Below are 16,727 nucleotides of genomic sequence, written 5' to 3' on the forward strand. Positions count from 1 at the left end.
CTGATCGAGTCGGGCCCGACGGTCCTCGATCAGGCCGGCCGGTCGGCGAGCTCGCTCAGCATCCGATCGCGCGCGCCGTCGAGGTGCGCGGTCAGCACCGCGGCCGCCTCTTCCGGCGAGCCGGAGCGCATCACGTCCATCAGCTTCACGTGATCCTCCGACGACTCGTGGAGATCGTCGTCGTGGTTGATCGTGACCTCGAGGAGGGAAGCGAAGGTCGGCAGGTACTGGCTCCAGGCACCCTGCAGACGGGGGTGGTCTGCCAGCACGTAGATCTCCGAGTGGAACTCGAGGTCGGCGGCGACGAAGGCCGCGTGGTCCCCCCTGTCGGCCGCAGCTCCCATCCGCGCGACGGCGGCAGCCATCGCCGCCCAGCGCGCGTCGTCATCGACCCTCATGGCCCGCGAGAGCGCCAGCTGCTCGAGAGCGCCGCGCAGGCTGTACAGCTGATCGACGTCGTCCTGCGAGAGTCCGGTGATGTACACGCCGCGCGGGCGCTGCACCTCGACGAGCTTCTCGAAGCTCAGCTGGGTGAGCGCGTCGCGGATCGGCCCTCTGCTCACCGAGAACTCCTCGGCGAGCGCCTCCTCGGTGATGCGCGCGCCGGGTGCCAGCTCTCCGCGGACGATGCGCTGGCGCAGCACCTGCGCCACCTGCGCGCCGAGGGACTCCCCGCGCTTGACGGTCTCTGTCACGGTGACCTCCTGTTAACTGTTGACAGGATACACACGGGTGAGACAGCAGAGGGAGCGCCGCGACGGCGCTCCCTCTCTCGACTCCCGCCGAGCACGGCCTCGCGGTCAGCTGAGCCAGGCCGGCACACGACCGCGCAGGAACGCGCCGTCGAGCGAGAAGCGCCCGGCGCCGGTGAACGCCAGCGCGAGCGCGGCGACGCCGAGCACGGCGACGAACTCGTAGCCGCCCTCGCCGACCCAGAGACCGGCGGGAAGGTGCACGGCGAACAGCGCCACGACCATGTCGGCGGCGAGCAGGATGCCGACGGGGCGCGTGAAGAGGCCGAGCGCCAGCAGGATTCCGCCGATCAGCTCGATGAACGCGACGACGGGTGCGGCGATCTCGGGCAGAGGCACTCCCATGCCGGCGAAGCTGCCGATGGTTCCGGGGATCGTGTATTCGAAGATCTTCTGCGCTCCGTGAGCGGCGAAGACGGCGCCGACCACGACGCGGAGGACGAGGAGTCCGAGCGAGGTGGCGGCAGAGGGGGCGGTGGTGTTCGTCATGAGGAGATGTTCCTTCGTGGCAGGACACCGCGCGCCAGGCGCGGAGCAGGGGCGATCCCTGCTCTCACGCTAGGAAGAGCACTTTTCCATCTCCTGAATGCGGGTCGCCGCAGCCCCCGCCCCCGCGGGCTTCCGTAGACTCGCCGGATGGCGCGGTTCGCGCTCGGGACGACACGATGGGCGCAGCCGGGAAGGGGCAGGGGCGAAGGTGAGGGCACGATCGCTCTTCGGCGTGCTGCGCCTGGTCACAGCCACCGTCTGCACGGTTGCACTCGTGCACCGCCTGTTCTGGGGGCTGAGCTCGCGGACCATCGCCGGCGAGAACTTCTTCGCCTACCTGACCGTGCAGTCCAACTGCGCACTCGTCGTGGTGCTGCTGATCGGAGCGGTACTGGCCTTCATCCGCGCGACCGATCCGCGGTGGTTCACCGTGTCGCTGGCTCTCGTGCTCACCTGGACGATCACCGCCGGACTCGCCTTCGCGCTGATCGTCTGGCAGGCAGGTCTCCGCGGCATCCGGGTCGACGTGCCGTGGTCGGATCAGGTGCTGCACTTCTGGCTGCCCGCGTGCACGGCGCTGGCCTGGGTGCTCACGCCGGGGCATCGCGGAGTGCCGTGGTGGGTGGTGCCGACGGCGCTCGCGTTCCCGCTCGCCTGGGGTGGCGTGACGCTGTGGCGCGGCCCCTCGGTGGGCTGGTACCCCTACTACTTCCTCGACCCTCGGCAGGTGTCGGGTCCGCCGGAGTTTCTGATCACCAGCGGCATCGCACTGGCGATCTTCGCGCTGGTCGCCACCGTGATCGTGCTCGTCAGCAGGATGCAGCGGCGAGGGCACGCGCGCCCGGAGGTCTGAGGGCGGGGCCTGAGGGCTGAGGTCTGAGCCGGGCGTGCCGAGATGCCGGTCAGGCAGGCGCCGACAGGAAGGGCGCGAGCGACGCGATGGCCGCCTCCAGCGCTTTCTGGTCGTCGAGCTCGGCGAAGTCCGCCGCCGCATCTCCCCCGACGAGACCCACCACGATGTTCTCGCCGGTCGCCGGAGCGAGGTTGATCCAGGTGCGGATCGACACGTCGCCGCCGACGACATGCCAGATCGTGGGTTCGGCGGCGGCATCCGCCTCGCCCTCCGTCTCGCCCTCCGCCGGCGGGGCCGCCGCGGTGAGCGGATCGTCGAAGCGCAGCCACACGGTCTCGATGCGCCCCATGCCCAGGTCGTCGATCGCGCCGCGGTGGCCGAACGGCAGCGCGGGGGCGAACTGCAGCCCCTCGCTCTTGAGCACGCCGAGCGGCACCGTGATGAGCACCCGGTCGAACGACAGCGATTCTCCCGAGGCGATGCCGAGGCTGACCCCGGCCTCGTCGTACGCGACCCGACCGACCGGCGACGACAGGCTCAGCTTGGCGCCCTCGAGCAGGCCCTCGATCACGGGGGTCAGATCTCCGAGAGGGGCGCTGTACTCGTCGGCGGGGAGAGGAGGCGGGAACCAGGTCGAGGCGTCGTCGGCGTCGGCCCCGGACGATGCCGAGATCGAGGCGAGCAGGGCCGCGAGCCCGGGTTCGGTCGGATCGACGCCGGCAGCGATGAGAGCATCCTCGAGCGAGGTATCGGTCAATCCCTGCTGGGCCGTGGCGATGGCGGCCTGCACGGGCTCGGCGGACACCGCACCGACATCGCCCTCGCTCGATCGCCACAGCGACCCGGCGATCGGCGCGGTGCGGATGTCGAGAGCGTTCAGGGAGTCGAGCAGGGCATTGTCGGAGGCGCCGAAGAGCCAGCCTCCGAGCTGCGCCGGGAACGGCCAGGCCTTGTCGTCGACGACCGAGTGGATGCGGCCTCCGACGCGGTCGCGCGCCTCGAACACCGTGACCTGCAGCCCCTCGGCGACGAGCCGAGAGGCGGCCATCGCACCGGCGAGTCCCGCGCCGATGACCGCGACGCGTTCACCCGCGTCTGCCGCGCGCAGGAGCTGCTCGGCAGCCCGTTCACCCGAGCGGAGCGCGGCGGCCATCGTGCCGGGAGCCTCCGAGTCGGTCGCCTCGCCCGACAGGAACAGGCGGTCATCGATCGGCTCGGCCAGCGCGTCGCGGGCGGTCGCCTGGGTGCCCACCGGCGTGAAGCTCGCGGCGCCGAGCGCGAACGGGTCGGTCGACCACGAGCTGCGGGCGAACGCCGCCGGGCTGATCGCGTCGCTCGTCGGCTTCGGGGTCGGCGAGCGGTCGGGCGTGGGTGACGGCGCCGGCTCGGGCGTGCAGGAGGCCAACAGGACTCCCAGGACACCGGCTCCGGCGCCGATCAGCAGTGTGCGACGCGTCATCCTCATCGTGTCGCAACGATACCGCGCGCGGATGGATACGCGGGTGCGGCGACCCCTTCTGCACCATCCCGCATCGCCTTCGAGCTGTCCTCAGCCCCGCGGGATCGGGCGCGGGCAGACGGTGCCAGAGGACACAACACTGCCATTCTGGCGCCACGCTCACAGGATGGAGTCATGACGATGAACGAGCCTCAGGTCTGGACCCTCATAGGGGTTTTCGGCGCCGCGCTCCTGGGCGGCTTCACCCTCGTGACGACCCATTTCGGCAGGGTGGTGCGCGCCGAGATCGGCCGCCTCGAGGGAACGCTGACCGGCAAGATCGAAGCGCTCGACGGAAGGCTGTCCGGCCAGATCGAAGCGCTCGATGGAAAACTGTCCGGCCAGATCGAAGCGCTCGATGGAAAACTGTCCGGCCAGATCGAAGCGCTCGATGCGCATCTGAACGGTCGCATCGACATACTCGACCATCGATTCGACGCCCTCGACAAAGAGGTCTCGAACCTCGCAACGAAGGTGTGGCGGTCGTCTTAGCTGCAGTCGAGCGGGAGGTCAGTCCCTTCCGCCACCCGGATGCCAGAGGACGACCTCGGCAGAGCGGCGCATGCGGCGGCCGTTCGGCATCGGGATGACACCCGATGCACCGGCGGCGAACACACGGACACCGGGGCGACTCTCTCGCTCGGCTCGCAGGGCGGCATCGAGTTCCACGACGCGGCGCCGCAGCATCCGGTTCTCATCCTCCAGATCGAGGAGTCGCGCGATGGCCGGAAGGCTCATGCCTTCGGAAGACAGCTGGGCGACCTCGCGGAGCTGCTCGATGTTGCGGGTGGAGTAGCGGCGCGAGCCGCCGGATGTGCGACCGGGCACCACGAGTCCGATGCGGTCATACTGTCGCAGAGTCTGCGGGTGCATACCCGAGAGCTCGGCGGCGACGGCGATCGCGAACACCGGGGTGTCGGCATCCATGCGCTGGTCAGCCACTGTGGATCACCTCTTCCTCGGTGTTCGCGTTCGTCATCATCGCTCTCATCGCGGTTTCTCTACCGTCGGGCCTTGGCCATGAGGTCGGCCCGCGGGTTCTCGGCGGGTTCGAGGGACTGGAACTTCTCCAGCGCCTCGCGAGCGGCCTCGTCGAGGTGCGACGGCACCGCGATCTGCAGCTCGGCGAGCAGGTCGCCCGTGCCCTTCGCTGTGGTCACGCCGCGTCCCTTGACGCGCAGCACGCGTCCTGACGGGGTGCCGGGGGCGACGCGCAGCTTGACCGTGTCGCCGCCGAGCGTCGGGACCTCGATGGTCGCGCCGAGCGCGGCCTCGGTGAACGTCACCGGCACGACCACGCGGAGGTTCAGCCCTTCACGGGTGAACACCGGATGCGGTCGTACCGCGATCTGCACCACGACGTCGCCGTTCTCGCCACCGTCGGGCGAGGGGCGGCCGCGTCCGCGGAGCCTGATCTTCTGACCGTCGGCGACACCGGCGGGGATCTTCACCTTGAACGGCTTGCCGTCGTCGCCCTGCAGGCTGATGGTCTCACCCTGCACGGCGGTGGCGAAGTCGAGCGTGGTGCGCGCCGTGACGTCAGCGCCCTTCTGGGGCCCTCCGAAGCCTCGGTACCCGCCGGAGGTCTGCCCGAACCGGCCGGAGCCGAACGAGCCGCCCTGACCCTGATTGAACATCGCGAAGATGTCCTCGAAGTCGGCGGACTGCTGCTGCCCGCGCCCCTGCTGCCCGAACCGGCTGAAGACGTCTTCGAAGCCGCCTGCGCCCGTGCCGCCCGCCGTGAAACGTGCACCCGAGCCCATCGCGCGGATCTCGTCGTACTCCTTGCGCTGTTCCGCGTCAGAGAGCACCGAGTACGCCTCGCTGACCTCTTTGAACTTCGCCTCGGCCTTCTCGTCACCCTGATTGGAGTCGGGGTGATACTTGCGAGCGAGCTTTCGGTACGTCTTCTTGAGATCGGCGTCGCTGACATCCTTCGAGACCCCGAGGGTCTTGTAGAAGTCCTTGTCGAACCAGTCCTGGCTAGCCATCGATCACCTACTCTGCAGGTACGGCGACGACGACCTTCGCGGGACGCAGCTCGACATCACCGAGGCGGTAACCCACCTCGACGACCTCGAGCACCGTGGTCTTGTCGGCGCCCGGCGTGGGCTGCTGGAAGATCGCCTCGTGGCGCTGCGGGTCGAACTCCTCGCCCTTCTCGCCGTACGAGACGACACCGAGCCGCTCGACAACCGTGCGCACCTTGCCGGCGATGACGGCGAAGGGCGTGCCCTCGACCAGGTCACCGTGCTGGGCAGCGCGGTCGAGATCGTCGAGCACGGGGATGAGGCCCTTGGCAGCCTCGCCCTTCGCGCGCTCGATCTCGACCTGGCGCTGCTCTTCGGTGCGGCGGCGGTAGTTGGCGTACTCGGCCTGGAGGCGCTTGAGGTCGTTCAGCAGCGTCGACTCCAGGTCGGCGAGCACGGCATCCTCTGCCGCGGCCTCGCCGGTCTGGGTGGCGCCGAGGATGTCGTCGACCGTCAGATCGTCGGGTGCACCGTCGACCGGCGTCTCGTCGGATCCTTCCGCGGCCGCGGCCTCGCGCGAGTCGGGGTTCTGCGGCGCGGGGCCGGATGCCTGAGCATCCGACCCCTCGCTGCGAACCTCGTCGTCACCTTCGAAGTTCTTGTCCGTCATGATTACTTCTTCTCGTCCTCGTCGTCGACGACCTCGGCGTCGATGACGTCCTCGTCGGAGGAGCTGTCATCGGCCGGAGCCTCGCCCGCGGCGTCGGCGCTCGGAGCGCCCTCTGCCTGGGACTGTGCGTAGATGGCCTCGCCGATCTTGCCCTGCGACTGGTTCAGCCTGTCGAACGCGGTCTTCACGGCCTCGTCGTCTTCGCCGGCCAGAGCCGTCTTCAGAGCGTCGACGTCGGCCTTGACCTCGGTCTTGACGTCTTCAGGCAGCTTGTCGTCGTTCTCGGTGATCAGTTTGTCGATCGAGTACGCGAGCGTCTCGGCCTGGTTGCGGACCTCGGCGGCCTCGCGGCGTGCCTTGTCTTCGGCCGCGTGCTCCTCAGCCTCGCGCACCATGCGCTCGATGTCCTCCTTCGACAGCGACGAGCCGCCCGAGATGACGATCGACTTCTCGGTGCCCGTGCCCTTGTCCTTCGCGGACACGTGCACGATGCCGTTGGCGTCGATGTCGAACGTGACCTCGATCTGCGGGATGCCACGGGGTGCCGGCGCGATTCCGGTGAGCTCGAACGTTCCCAGCGGCTTGTTGTCGCGGGTGAAGTCGCGCTCGCCCTGGAAGACCTGGATCGCGACGGACGGCTGGTTGTCGTCTGCCGTGGTGAAGGTCTCGCTGCGCTTGGTCGGGATGGCCGTGTTGCGCTCGATGAGCTTGGTCATCATGCCGCCCTTGGTCTCGATGCCGAGGCTGAGGGGGGTGACGTCGATGAGCAGGACGTCCTTGCGCTCACCCTTGAGGACGCCGGCCTGGAGGGCGGCGCCCACGGCGACGACCTCATCGGGGTTGACGCCCTTGTTCGCCTCTTTGCCGGTCTCGCGCTTGACGAGCTCGGCGACGGCGGGCATGCGGGTGGATCCACCCACGAGCACGATGTGGTCGATGTCGGCGACCTTGATGCCGGCTTCGCGGATGACGTCCTCGAAGGGCTTCTTGGTGCGGTCGAGCAGGTCCTTGGTGAGGTCCTCGAACTTTGCGCGGGTGATCGTCTCGGAGAGCGAGACGGGGCCCGACTCGGTCAGCGACAGGTATGGGAGGTTGATGCTCGTGCTGGTCGAGGAGGAGAGCTCCTTCTTGGCCTGCTCCGCAGCCTCCTTGAGACGCTGCAGGGCGATCTTGTCACCCGAGACGTCGACGCCCGTGGTCTCCTTGAACTGCTTGATCAGGTGGTCGACGAGGCGCTGGTCCCAGTCGTCACCGCCGAGGCGGTTGTCACCCGCGGTGGAGCGCACCTGGATGGTCGAGAAGTCGTCATCCTTGCCCACCTCGAGCAGCGAGACGTCGAACGTTCCACCACCGAGGTCGAAGACCAGGATGAGCTCGTCCTCCTTGCCCTTGTCGAGTCCGTATGCGAGAGCTGCGGCGGTGGGCTCGTTGATGATGCGCAGGACGTTGAGGCCCGCGATCTCGCCGGCCTCCTTGGTGGCCTGACGCTCGGCGTCGTTGAAGTACGCGGGGACCGTGATGACGGCGTCCGTCACCGTGTCACCCAGGTAGGACTCGGCGTCGCGCTTCAGCTTCTGGAGGATGCGCGCGGAGATCTCCTGCGGCGTCCACTTCTTGCCGTCGACGTCGAACGTCCAGTCGGTGCCCATGTGACGCTTGACGGATGCGATGGTGCGGTCGACGTTCGTGACGGCCTGGCGCTTCGCGGTCTCGCCGACGAGCACCTCGCCGTCCTTCGTGAATGCGACCACCGAGGGGGTCGTGCGGAAGCCCTCGGCGTTCGCGATGACCTTCGGCTCGCCACCCTCGAGGACACTGACGACGGAGTTCGTCGTACCGAGGTCGATTCCAACAGCACGTGCCATGTGATTCTCCTTTGTTGCTGAGGTTGATGTGGTCTGGAAATCCGGGGCGATCAGGGAAACCTGAGTCGCGATGACTCAACTGTACTCCGACCTCGGGATGCTGTCAAACAAAGTTGATATGAACTGGCTCAACTTTGAATTCCGAGTGCCGGATCAGGCCCCCGTGCGAGAATCCCCGCGTGAGCCACCCACCCCTCGTCATCCCCGGCCTGGCGAACGCGCGCGACCTCGGTGGCATGCTGCGCCACGACGGCAGCGTCACCCCGCATGGCGTCTTCATCCGCTCCGACGCTCCTGATCTCGTGTCGCCCGAAGGATGGGATCGCCTTCGCGACCGCGGAGTCACCACAGTGATCGACCTGCGCCGACCGGAGGAACGCACCCCCGGTGCACCTGACGACATCGACCTCGTGACCGTCGATCTCGACGGGGACGAACGCGCCTTCTGGGAGCCGCTCGAGGCCGACGGCCGCTGGGGCACTCCCCTCTACTACGGCCCGCATCTCACCGATCTGCCCCACCGGATGGTCGGGGTGCTGCGGGCGATCGCGACGGCGCGCCCCGGCGGCATCCTGTTCCATTGCGCGGCCGGATGGGACCGCACCGGTCTCGTCGCGATGATGCTGCTGCGCGCTCTCGACGTGACGACAGAGGCCGCGCGCCGTGACTACGCGATCTCGTTCGTGAACGCGACCAGGATGGAGGCGCTCCGCAGCAGATCACAGCACGCCGAGGAACGCCGAGCCGTGCTGACGCGCTTCGGCCACACCCCGGAGTCCGCGTTCGCCGACGCCTACGAGTCGCTGGATCTCGAGGAATGGTCGAGGTCGGCGGGGCTGGACCGGGGCGTCCTGCTCGCACTCCGCACGTGGCGGAACTCCGTGCCCAGCCGCGGTCGCACCCCGAGTTAGGTGACCCTCAGTCGCGAGATGGCAGACTGGACGCGACAGAAGGGCACTGATGACTGACACGGACGCCTACGACGTGCTCGTGATCGGCGGTGGCCCCGCCGGGCTCTCCGCCGCCCTCAACCTCGGACGCTCCCTCATGCGCGTGCTCGTCGTCGACGCGGACCGCCCTCGAAACGCCGCCACGCTGAACTCGCACGGCTTCCTCACGCGCGACGGAGTGCCCCCGCACGAGCTGCGGCGCATCGCCCGCGAGGAGCTCGTCGCCTACCCGAACATCGAGGTGCGCACCCGCGTGCGGGTGCTCGACCTGTCGAGAGCGGACGCGGCAGACGGGACCGGCCCCCGGTTCACGGCGTCCATCGGCCGCAAGGATCCGACGGACATCGTCACCGCGCACTCGGTGCTGCTCGCCACCGGGCTTCGCGAGACCCTCCCCGACGTGCCGAACCTCCGTGGCTTCTACGGCATCAGCCTGTTCAGCTGCGCAGCCTGCGACGCGTGGGAGATGCGCGGGCGACGACTCGCGCTCATCGGCACGACCGACGACCTCGCCGACCGCGCCCGGCTCATCGCCCGCTGGACCGAGGATCTCACCGTCTTCACGCTCGGCGCCGACACCGTGACGACCGCGCAGGAGACCGAGCTGGCCGCGGCGGGCGTCGCGATCGTGCGGCGTCCGATCGCCGAACTCGTCGGCGATCGCGGCCGCATCGAGGCGATCACGCTCGATGACGGATCCGTCATCCCGGTCGAGGGCGGGTTCGTCCGGCCGGAGTGGGAGACCGATCTGTCGTTCCTGCGCGGTTTCGCGCCGTCGATCGATCACGACGGGCATCTCGTGACGGACCGCTCGGGGCGCACCGACATCCCGGGGCTCTACGCCGCCGGCGATGCGGCGATCCCCGGCCCGCAGCAGCTCATCGTCGCGGCGGGTGCGGGGGCGCGGGTCGCATCGGTGATGGTGCAGGATGCCGTCGGCATCGCATCCGCGCACTGACAGCCCGACGGCGGTCGACCCTCGACGGCGCCCTGCCACGCGCACGCATGCCCCGGCTAGGCTGACCGGCATGACGCGCATCTCGCAGGTCTCGCCGCTCGTCCGCCTCGCCGCAGCCTCCGTGGTCGCGCTGGCCGTGCTGCCGCTCAGCGGATGCCTGTACGCGCAGATCCCCGTGAACACCCCCGACGGCGACGGCCCCGACCCCGCCCCCACCGCGAGCCCGACGGAGCAGCCGTCCGGAGACCTGCCCTCATCGCTGACCTTCGCTGCGGGGGCCGATCTGCCCACCACGGCCTACATCCAGTGGGGAGACGGCTTCGTGGTCGACGACGGCTGGAAGATCGTCAAGCCTGACGACGGAAACGGCGGCTGGACCTACGGCACGATCGACGACACGTGCACCGCGCAGTTCTGGCAGGGCCTGATCCCCGATGTGCCGACGGTCGCGGGCGATGACAGCGTCAGCTCCGACGCGATGCTCGCCGTGATCCTGGGCGAGGCGGATGCGGCGGCCATCACCCCGCTCTCCACGACCGGCGCCTTCAGCTATCAGATCGGCGGCAACGCCGACGTCGAGAACCGGCAGGTCGAGGGCGAAGCCGGCGAGCGGAAGTGGAGCATGGCCGCGCGAGCCTTCACCGCGACCGGCGTCGGGCTCTACGTGATCGTCGACTGCACGGGTGGCGACATCGACGCGACGATGGCCGAGGTCATCGACAAGAACGCCGTCGTCGTGCAGTGATGCCCGTCGGGCGTCACTTGCCGCCGGGCGGGCCGACCAGCAGCAGGATCACGTACAGCGCGACGATTCCCACGACGAGCAGGATCGCGAGCACCCACGGACGGCGCAGGAACCACCGCATGAGCCTGTCGTACCAGCGGGCGTCGCGCGGGTCGGCGGTCTGCTCCAGCCGCCAGTCGCCGGCCAGCCGCCCGGTGCGGTGCAGCCAGATCTCCATCGGGATCGTGGCGTAGGGGACGATCGCGCTCACCACGGCGAGGATCGCGACGCCCAGGTGCCAGCGCTGATTGAGCGCGACGAGCACGGCGGTCGCCGCGTACGCGAGGAAGACGAAGCCGTGGATGCCTCCCCCCACCGTCACGACGATGCCGGGCGCGCCGACAGCGCGGGCGATGATCGCCGAGATGAGGATGGTCCAGGTGATCGCCTCCGCGATCGCGAGGACTCGGAACAGGCGGTCGGGTGTGCGGAACACGGGACTCCTCGGGTGGGGGTCCTTCCAGCGTATCCGGAATAGCTGTGCGCCCCTGAGCGTTGCCGAAGGCATGGTGACCGTCGATTCCGCAGCCCTCGGGCAGGTGCTCGACTCCGTCGACCTGCGCGTGGGCATCGCTCGACGCGTGCCGCTCGCCGCCGGAGGAATCCTGCCGATCCCCGCAGGCGCTGCCACCCTCGTGTACATCGCGGCCGGCTCGGTGCATGGGCACCCGCCGCTGACTACGGGATGCCGCCTCGACGTCGACCGTACAGCGCAGATCATCGCAGTGGACGACCGACCTCTGCACGCGAACCTGGTCGCCGGAGATGCGTTCCTCACGCTCGGGCGTGCGTCGATCGCCCTCGAAGCCGACGGTGTCACCGACCTCGTGGTCGTCGACCTGGAGTTCTCGGACAGTGCCGCGATGATCGCCGCGCTTCTTCCCGATCCGATCACCGTCATGTCGTTCGCAGCGCTGGAACCCGCGGCCGCCGCACTCGCCGGAAGCATGGGTCCCACGGACCCTGCCACGTGCCCGGCTCGACAGGGCGACCCCGTGATCTGCCGCATGATGGCGCAGACCGTGCTGCTCAGCGTCATCCGCGCCTGGGCCGCGAACGGCTGCGCCCCTGCAGGATGGCCGACGGTCTCGAAGGATCCGTTCCTCGACCGCGTCGTCGAGGCGATCCACGAGCAGCCAGGCCGCGAGTGGACGGTCGAGCGTCTCGCGAGCGTCGGGGCGATGTCGCGCTCCGTCTTCGCGGAGCGATTCCGCAGCGCGATAGGCCGCTCCCCCGCCGACTACGTCACCGAAGTGCGCATCGACACGGCCAAGCGGATGTTGAGCGCCGGCCGATCCGTCAGCGAGACCTCGCGCGAGCTGGGCTACGCCTCGGACGAGGGCTTCAGCCGCGCGTTCCGACGCCGCACCGGCCTGACCCCGTCTGCCTGGCGAGCGTCCGAGCTGACCGCCGTCCCGGCCTGACCGCAGCGCCGCGGTTCGCTCCAGCCGGACGCGCTCAGGCGAGCGCCGCCGCGGCCATGCTCCGGCGATTCGACATTCCGAAGAGCACGGCGCCGACCAGCAGCGAGATGGCCCCGAGGACGTAGACGACCTCGACGTCGAGGGTGTCGACGAGCAGTCCTCCGAGGCCGGCTGCGATCGTGATCGCCCCCTGGAATCCGACGACGACCAGGCTGCCGCCGGCTTCGAGCCGGTCGGGCGTGCGGTGCCCCACCCACGTGTTGATCACGAGCAGCCACGACGAGAAGAAGAAGCCCCACACGAGCACGACGATTCCGATGCCGAGCACCGACCCCGACAGGAAGATCATCGACAGCACGGACGCAGCGATCACCAGCGGGGCGAACACCGCGAAGAACGCGAAGGTGCGGTCGATGAAGAATCCGAGCCCGAGGTTGCCGGCGAGGCCGCCGACTCCGAAGAGGGCGAGCAGCAGGATGATCGTCGACGGCTCGACCTCGGGGATGCGCTCGAGCGCCAGCCGCACGTAGGTGTAGGCGAGGAAGTGCCCGAGCACCACGAGCACGTGCCCGACCATGCCGAGCCCGATGCCGGGGCGACGCAGGGTGTCGACGAGCAGACGGATGCTGGACGCCTGCTCGGCCGGGACCGATGGCAGCATGAACCGCAGAGCCACGGCCAGCAGCACCATGAGCACACCCGCGATCGCGAACACCGTCTGCCAGTCGACGATCTCGCTGAGCATGACGCCGAGCGGCACACCAGCGACCGTCGCGAGCGAGACGCCGGCGGAGGTGAACATGACGCCGCGTCCGAGGTGCTCGGGGCCCGCGAGCCGCACGGCCACCGTGATGGACATCGCCCAGAACGCGCTGATCGCCGCCCCCAGCAGGAACCGTGCGAGCAGGACGATGATGAGGTTCGGCGCGATCGCGACGATCAGGTTCGACGCGGCGGCGGCGAGCGCCATCCAGATGAGCAGCGACCGGCGGTCGAGGCGCGGGAAGATCAGGCCGACCGTGGGTGCGACGATCAGGCCGACGAGAGCGGTGACGGTCACCGTCTGCCCGGCCTGACCGGGGGTGACGCCGAGCGCGTCCGCCATCTCGGTGAGCACGCCGTTGGGCAGGAACTCCGCGGTGACGAGCAGGAAGCCCATCAGCATCAGCACGATGAGCCCGCCGTAGCGGATGCTCTCGGTGCGGGCGGTCGTCACGGGTACGGGCGCGGTCGTGGTCATGCGTTAAGACTCTCAGTCGCCGGGCTGGCGCACCCGACGCGGCGTCCACGGCATCCGACCATTCGTCCGGATCGGGTCTGGACAGCATCCGCCCGAGACCTCTAGGCTCGACGACGCACCGGGGTTCTCCCGGAAGGCCCCAGCGAGAGGAGTGGATGACATGAACGCCGTCTCTGTCGCGCCCCTCGCCGACTTCCTTCCTCTCGAGGCCGCCCGCTCCTGATCCGCGGTGGCCTCCCTCTCTCGGAGCCACACCGTGTCTGATCTCTTCGCTTCTTCTGAAGCATCCTCTTCCCGCCTCTTCCCCCGTTCGTCGGCCCCGTCGACGTTCGACGCGTCTCCCTTCGAATCCGTCCCGACGTTCGCCGATGTCGAACCCGGTGACGACCAGCGCTGGACCACGTGGCCGGCGATCACCCCGTCGGAGCGCGGCCCCCTGCCGTGGCCGGCCTGGGTCGTGACGAGCGCGGGCGCGCTCGACACCGAGCTCGGCATCCTCAAGACCGGCAAGGAGGCCGACGTGTTCCTGCTCGAACGGGCGGTGCCGGACGACCCCGCCCAGCGCACGCTGCTCGCCGCCAAGCGCTATCGCGACACCGATCACAGCAGCTTCCACCGCTCGGGCGTCTACACCGAGGGCCGCAGCACGAGGAACACCCGCGACACCAGGGCGCTCGCCAAGAAGTCCGAGCACGGCCGGGCGGTCGCCGCCCTGCAGTGGTCGTTCGCGGAGTTCGATGCGCTGTGCCGCATGTGGGAGCTCGGCGCGCCCGTGCCCTACCCCGTGCAGGTCAACGGCACGGAGCTGCTCATGGAGTTCATCGGCGATGCGGACGGGGTCGCCGCTCCCCGGCTGGCGGCGGTGCGCAGCGACCGCGCCGAGCTGGCGGATCTCTACGACCAGATCGTCGACCTGATGCGCATCTTCGCCGCGGCGGGCTTCGCCCACGGCGACCTCTCGGCTTACAACCTGCTCGTGCACGACGGACGGGTGCGCGTGATCGACCTGCCGCAGATCGTCGACATCATCGCGAACCCGCAGGGACTCGACCTGCTGCACCGCGACTGCGTCAACATCTGCGACTGGTTCACCCGCCGCCGCGTCGAGCGGGATGCCGAAGAGCTCTTCGCCGAGATGCTCGCGGCGTCGTATGCGTGAGCGCTGTCAGCCGCGACCGAGGGCCGCGTCGAGCAGGTCGTCTAGGGGCCGCGGCATCCGCTCGAGCGGCAGCGCGTCGATCACGTCGGCCGAGAAGCGGGCCTTCCTGCCGGCGGCCGTGCCGGCGAAGCGATGCAGCTGCTCGTCGATGGTGCGCTCGCGCTGTGCCGGCTGCCCCTGGAACACCTGGAAGCGGGCGAGTTCGCCCCGCGCCGCCAGCGTGTCCAGCACCAGCTCGGGGCCGGCCGCCGCGATCACCTCATCTTCGAGGTCGCGTTCGCAGCCGTAGAAGCCGGCGTCGCTCGGAGATGCGCCGTCGGCGATGACGCCGACATCCACCAGGATCTTCGCGACGTAGTCCCCCTCTGCTGCGTCGTACAGGCCGAGGATGCGCGGAGCATCCGACTCCGCCCGCAGCGCGGTCAGGGCCTTGCGGAGATTCGTGATGCCGTCGAGGTCGACCAGGTCGAGACCGGCGATGCCGAGGTCTCGTCGCCGTGCCAGCGCGATGAAGGCGAGGCTGTCGCTGCGGCCCTCGAACAGGACGACGGTGCGAGGCACGGCGCGGGGGATGTCGCGAGGCACCGCCTGCGTCGTCGACATGCCTCGACCGTACCGGAGGGGCGCCTCTGGTATGAGGGGCAGAACCGCCGCGCGGCGCGCCGTCACCGTCCGTTCACCCCGCGCCGCCAGACTTCGAGCATGAGCGAATCCCCGCAGAGCGGCGCGGTGCCCGAGCCCGCTGCCACGGCCAACAGCGGCGCGGTCGGAGTCATCGGCCTCGACCTGCGCGGCGAGACACCGGCCCCCAAGAAGCAGGTCTACTCGTGGGCGCTGTGGGACTGGGCGACGCAGCCCTTCAACACCGTCATCCTCACCTTCATCTTCACTGCTCTGTATCTGACGACCGAGGCGTTCCTGCCGACATCGATCGCGGGCCTCGACGCGAAGGACCCGATCCGCGAAGCCGCCGAGGCCGACCTCGCCTCGGGACTCGGCCTCGGGTCGACGATCGCCGGAATCGCGATCCTTCTCATCGCACCGGTGCTCGGCCAGCGAGCGGATGCCGCGGGGCGTCAGAAGCTCTGGCTGGGGATCGGCACCGGCGCCCTCATCGCCTGCATGTTCGGGCTGTGGTTCGTCGAGCCGACTCCTGCGCTGTTCTGGCTCGGCGTCGCGCTGATCTCGGCCGGCTCCGTGTTCGGCGAGATCGCCGCCGTGAACTCGAACGCCATGCTCATCGGCATCGCGAACCCGAAGACCGTCGGGCGCATCTCGGGCCTCGGCTGGGGGTTCGGCTACATCGGCGGCATCATCGCGCTCGTCCTCGTCGTCGTCTTCTACATGCTCGACTGGTTCGGCCTGCCCGAGGACGGCGGCCTGCCGTTCCGCATCATCGCCGTCGGCTGCGCGATCTGGGCGATCGTCTTCTCGATCCCGATCTTCCTCAACGTGCCGGAACCCTCACTCGGCCGCCCCGAGCGCAAGGTCGGCTTCTTCGCGTCGTACGGACTGCTCGTGAAGGACGTCACGGGCCTCTACCGCAACCCCGAGACCCGCCAGACCTTCTGGTTCCTGCTGTCGAGCGCCGTGTTCCGCGACGGACTCGGCGGGGTCTTCGCGTTCGGCGCGGTCATCGCCAGCCAGGTGTTCGACTTCGCCTTCCTCGACCTCGTGATCTTCGGCATCGCGGCGAACCTCATCGCGGGAGTCTCGACGATCATCGCCGGACGCTACGACGACCGCTTCGGCCCGAAGCGGATCATCCTCATCTCGCTCGCGTCCATGGTGATCGCAGGCCTCGCCGTGTTCTTCCTGGTGGATGCGGGCACGATCGTGTTCTGGATCGGCGGTCTGCTGCTCTGCGCGTTCGTCGGCCCCGCACAGGCGGCGTCGCGGTCGTTCCTCGCCCGCATCACCCCAGCCGGGCGTGAGGGCGAGATCTTCGGCCTCTACGCCACGACCGGGCGGGCGGCGAGCTGGATGGCATCCGGCGCGTGGACCCTGCTGATCGTGCTCTCGGGGTCGACGTCCTACGGCATCCTCGGCATCGTGATCGTGCTGATCGCGGGCTTCCTCCTGCTGCTGCCGGTCAAGGCCACGCAGAACGCCTGA

General features: G+C 69.2%; 18 protein-coding genes. 8 read left to right on the forward strand and 10 right to left on the reverse strand.

Features of this window, described 5'->3' with window-relative positions; all coding sequences use genetic code 11:
- Positions 1 to 29: 29 nt before the first annotated feature.
- Both OD997_RS11305 and OD997_RS11310 read right to left on the reverse strand, forming a co-directional pair.
- The gene (locus OD997_RS11305) at positions 30 to 695 is read right to left on the reverse strand and encodes a GntR family transcriptional regulator (protein ID WP_434331658.1); all 666 of its coding nucleotides are present in this window, start codon (positions 693 to 695) and stop codon (positions 30 to 32) included.
- Between the two features lie 105 nt (positions 696 to 800).
- Entirely contained in the window at positions 801 to 1,241 is a 441-nt protein-coding gene (locus OD997_RS11310) for a DoxX family protein (protein WP_434331659.1), read from the reverse strand.
- Between the two features lie 208 nt (positions 1,242 to 1,449).
- Here OD997_RS11310 and OD997_RS11315 point away from each other — a divergent pair, with 208 nt between their 5' ends.
- On the forward strand, positions 1,450 to 2,094 hold the full coding sequence (locus OD997_RS11315; protein ID WP_434331660.1) for a Pr6Pr family membrane protein: 645 nt from the start codon (positions 1,450 to 1,452) through the stop codon (positions 2,092 to 2,094).
- 49 nt (positions 2,095 to 2,143) lie between these two features.
- On the opposite strand, the gene OD997_RS11320 is transcribed toward OD997_RS11315, so the two are convergent.
- Complete coding sequence (locus OD997_RS11320) at positions 2,144 to 3,553, reverse strand: FAD-dependent oxidoreductase (RefSeq protein WP_434331661.1); 1,410 nt, start codon at positions 3,551 to 3,553, stop codon at positions 2,144 to 2,146.
- 174 nt (positions 3,554 to 3,727) lie between these two features.
- Here OD997_RS11320 and OD997_RS11325 point away from each other — a divergent pair, with 174 nt between their 5' ends.
- Positions 3,728 to 4,084 (forward strand): hypothetical protein, encoded by a 357-nt coding sequence (locus OD997_RS11325; protein WP_434331662.1) that lies wholly within the window; start codon positions 3,728 to 3,730, stop codon positions 4,082 to 4,084.
- Positions 4,085 to 4,102: 18 nt separating this feature from the next.
- Here the strand turns inward: OD997_RS11325 and OD997_RS11330 are convergent, their stop codons facing one another.
- Genes OD997_RS11330 through dnaK form a run of 4 tightly spaced genes read right to left on the reverse strand, consistent with a single transcriptional unit; the run spans position 4,103 to position 8,097 of the window.
- Positions 4,103 to 4,534, reverse strand: a complete 432-nt coding sequence (locus OD997_RS11330) for a heat shock protein transcriptional repressor HspR (protein WP_056311417.1) — start codon at positions 4,532 to 4,534, stop codon at positions 4,103 to 4,105.
- Between the two features lie 59 nt (positions 4,535 to 4,593).
- Complete coding sequence (locus tag OD997_RS11335) at positions 4,594 to 5,583, reverse strand: DnaJ C-terminal domain-containing protein (RefSeq protein ID WP_056311415.1); 990 nt, start codon at positions 5,581 to 5,583, stop codon at positions 4,594 to 4,596.
- A gap of 7 nt (positions 5,584 to 5,590) precedes the next feature.
- The gene (locus OD997_RS11340; RefSeq protein ID WP_056311413.1) at positions 5,591 to 6,232 is read right to left on the reverse strand and encodes a nucleotide exchange factor GrpE; all 642 of its coding nucleotides are present in this window, start codon (positions 6,230 to 6,232) and stop codon (positions 5,591 to 5,593) included.
- Between the two features lie 2 nt (positions 6,233 to 6,234).
- Complete coding sequence (dnaK, locus tag OD997_RS11345; protein ID WP_434331663.1) at positions 6,235 to 8,097, reverse strand: molecular chaperone DnaK; 1,863 nt, start codon at positions 8,095 to 8,097, stop codon at positions 6,235 to 6,237.
- A 179-nt stretch (positions 8,098 to 8,276) separates the two neighbouring features.
- On the opposite strand from dnaK, the gene OD997_RS11350 reads away from it, so the two are divergent.
- From OD997_RS11350 to OD997_RS11360, 3 genes are all read left to right on the forward strand, one after another.
- On the forward strand, positions 8,277 to 9,008 hold the full coding sequence (locus tag OD997_RS11350; protein WP_434331664.1) for a tyrosine-protein phosphatase: 732 nt from the start codon (positions 8,277 to 8,279) through the stop codon (positions 9,006 to 9,008).
- 49 nt (positions 9,009 to 9,057) lie between these two features.
- On the forward strand, positions 9,058 to 10,005 hold the full coding sequence (locus OD997_RS11355; protein WP_434331665.1) for an NAD(P)/FAD-dependent oxidoreductase: 948 nt from the start codon (positions 9,058 to 9,060) through the stop codon (positions 10,003 to 10,005).
- A gap of 70 nt (positions 10,006 to 10,075) precedes the next feature.
- Complete coding sequence (locus tag OD997_RS11360; RefSeq protein ID WP_434331666.1) at positions 10,076 to 10,750, forward strand: hypothetical protein; 675 nt, start codon at positions 10,076 to 10,078, stop codon at positions 10,748 to 10,750.
- A 13-nt stretch (positions 10,751 to 10,763) separates the two neighbouring features.
- On the opposite strand, the gene OD997_RS11365 is transcribed toward OD997_RS11360, so the two are convergent.
- Entirely contained in the window at positions 10,764 to 11,225 is a 462-nt protein-coding gene (locus tag OD997_RS11365) for a DUF3817 domain-containing protein (RefSeq protein WP_120494448.1), read from the reverse strand.
- A 70-nt stretch (positions 11,226 to 11,295) separates the two neighbouring features.
- On the opposite strand from OD997_RS11365, the gene OD997_RS11370 reads away from it, so the two are divergent.
- Positions 11,296 to 12,213 carry a helix-turn-helix transcriptional regulator gene (locus OD997_RS11370; protein WP_434331667.1) on the forward strand — a complete coding sequence of 306 codons (918 nt, stop codon included), beginning with the start codon at positions 11,296 to 11,298 and terminating at the stop codon, positions 12,211 to 12,213.
- A 34-nt stretch (positions 12,214 to 12,247) separates the two neighbouring features.
- Here OD997_RS11370 and OD997_RS11375 read toward each other — a convergent pair whose 3' ends face one another.
- The gene (locus OD997_RS11375) at positions 12,248 to 13,453 is read right to left on the reverse strand and encodes an MFS transporter (protein ID WP_434331668.1); all 1,206 of its coding nucleotides are present in this window, start codon (positions 13,451 to 13,453) and stop codon (positions 12,248 to 12,250) included.
- 256 nt (positions 13,454 to 13,709) lie between these two features.
- On the opposite strand from OD997_RS11375, the gene OD997_RS11380 reads away from it, so the two are divergent.
- On the forward strand, positions 13,710 to 14,612 hold the full coding sequence (locus tag OD997_RS11380) for a serine protein kinase RIO (protein WP_434331669.1): 903 nt from the start codon (positions 13,710 to 13,712) through the stop codon (positions 14,610 to 14,612).
- Positions 14,613 to 14,618: 6 nt separating this feature from the next.
- Here the strand turns inward: OD997_RS11380 and OD997_RS11385 are convergent, their stop codons facing one another.
- Complete coding sequence (locus OD997_RS11385) at positions 14,619 to 15,215, reverse strand: ATP-dependent endonuclease (RefSeq protein ID WP_434331670.1); 597 nt, start codon at positions 15,213 to 15,215, stop codon at positions 14,619 to 14,621.
- A 99-nt stretch (positions 15,216 to 15,314) separates the two neighbouring features.
- Here OD997_RS11385 and OD997_RS11390 point away from each other — a divergent pair, with 99 nt between their 5' ends.
- The gene (locus tag OD997_RS11390) at positions 15,315 to 16,727 is read left to right on the forward strand and encodes an MFS transporter (protein WP_434331671.1); all 1,413 of its coding nucleotides are present in this window, start codon (positions 15,315 to 15,317) and stop codon (positions 16,725 to 16,727) included.

The organism is Microbacterium sp. CGR1 (assembly GCF_051062835.1).
GTDB lineage: Bacteria > Actinomycetota > Actinomycetes > Actinomycetales > Microbacteriaceae > Microbacterium.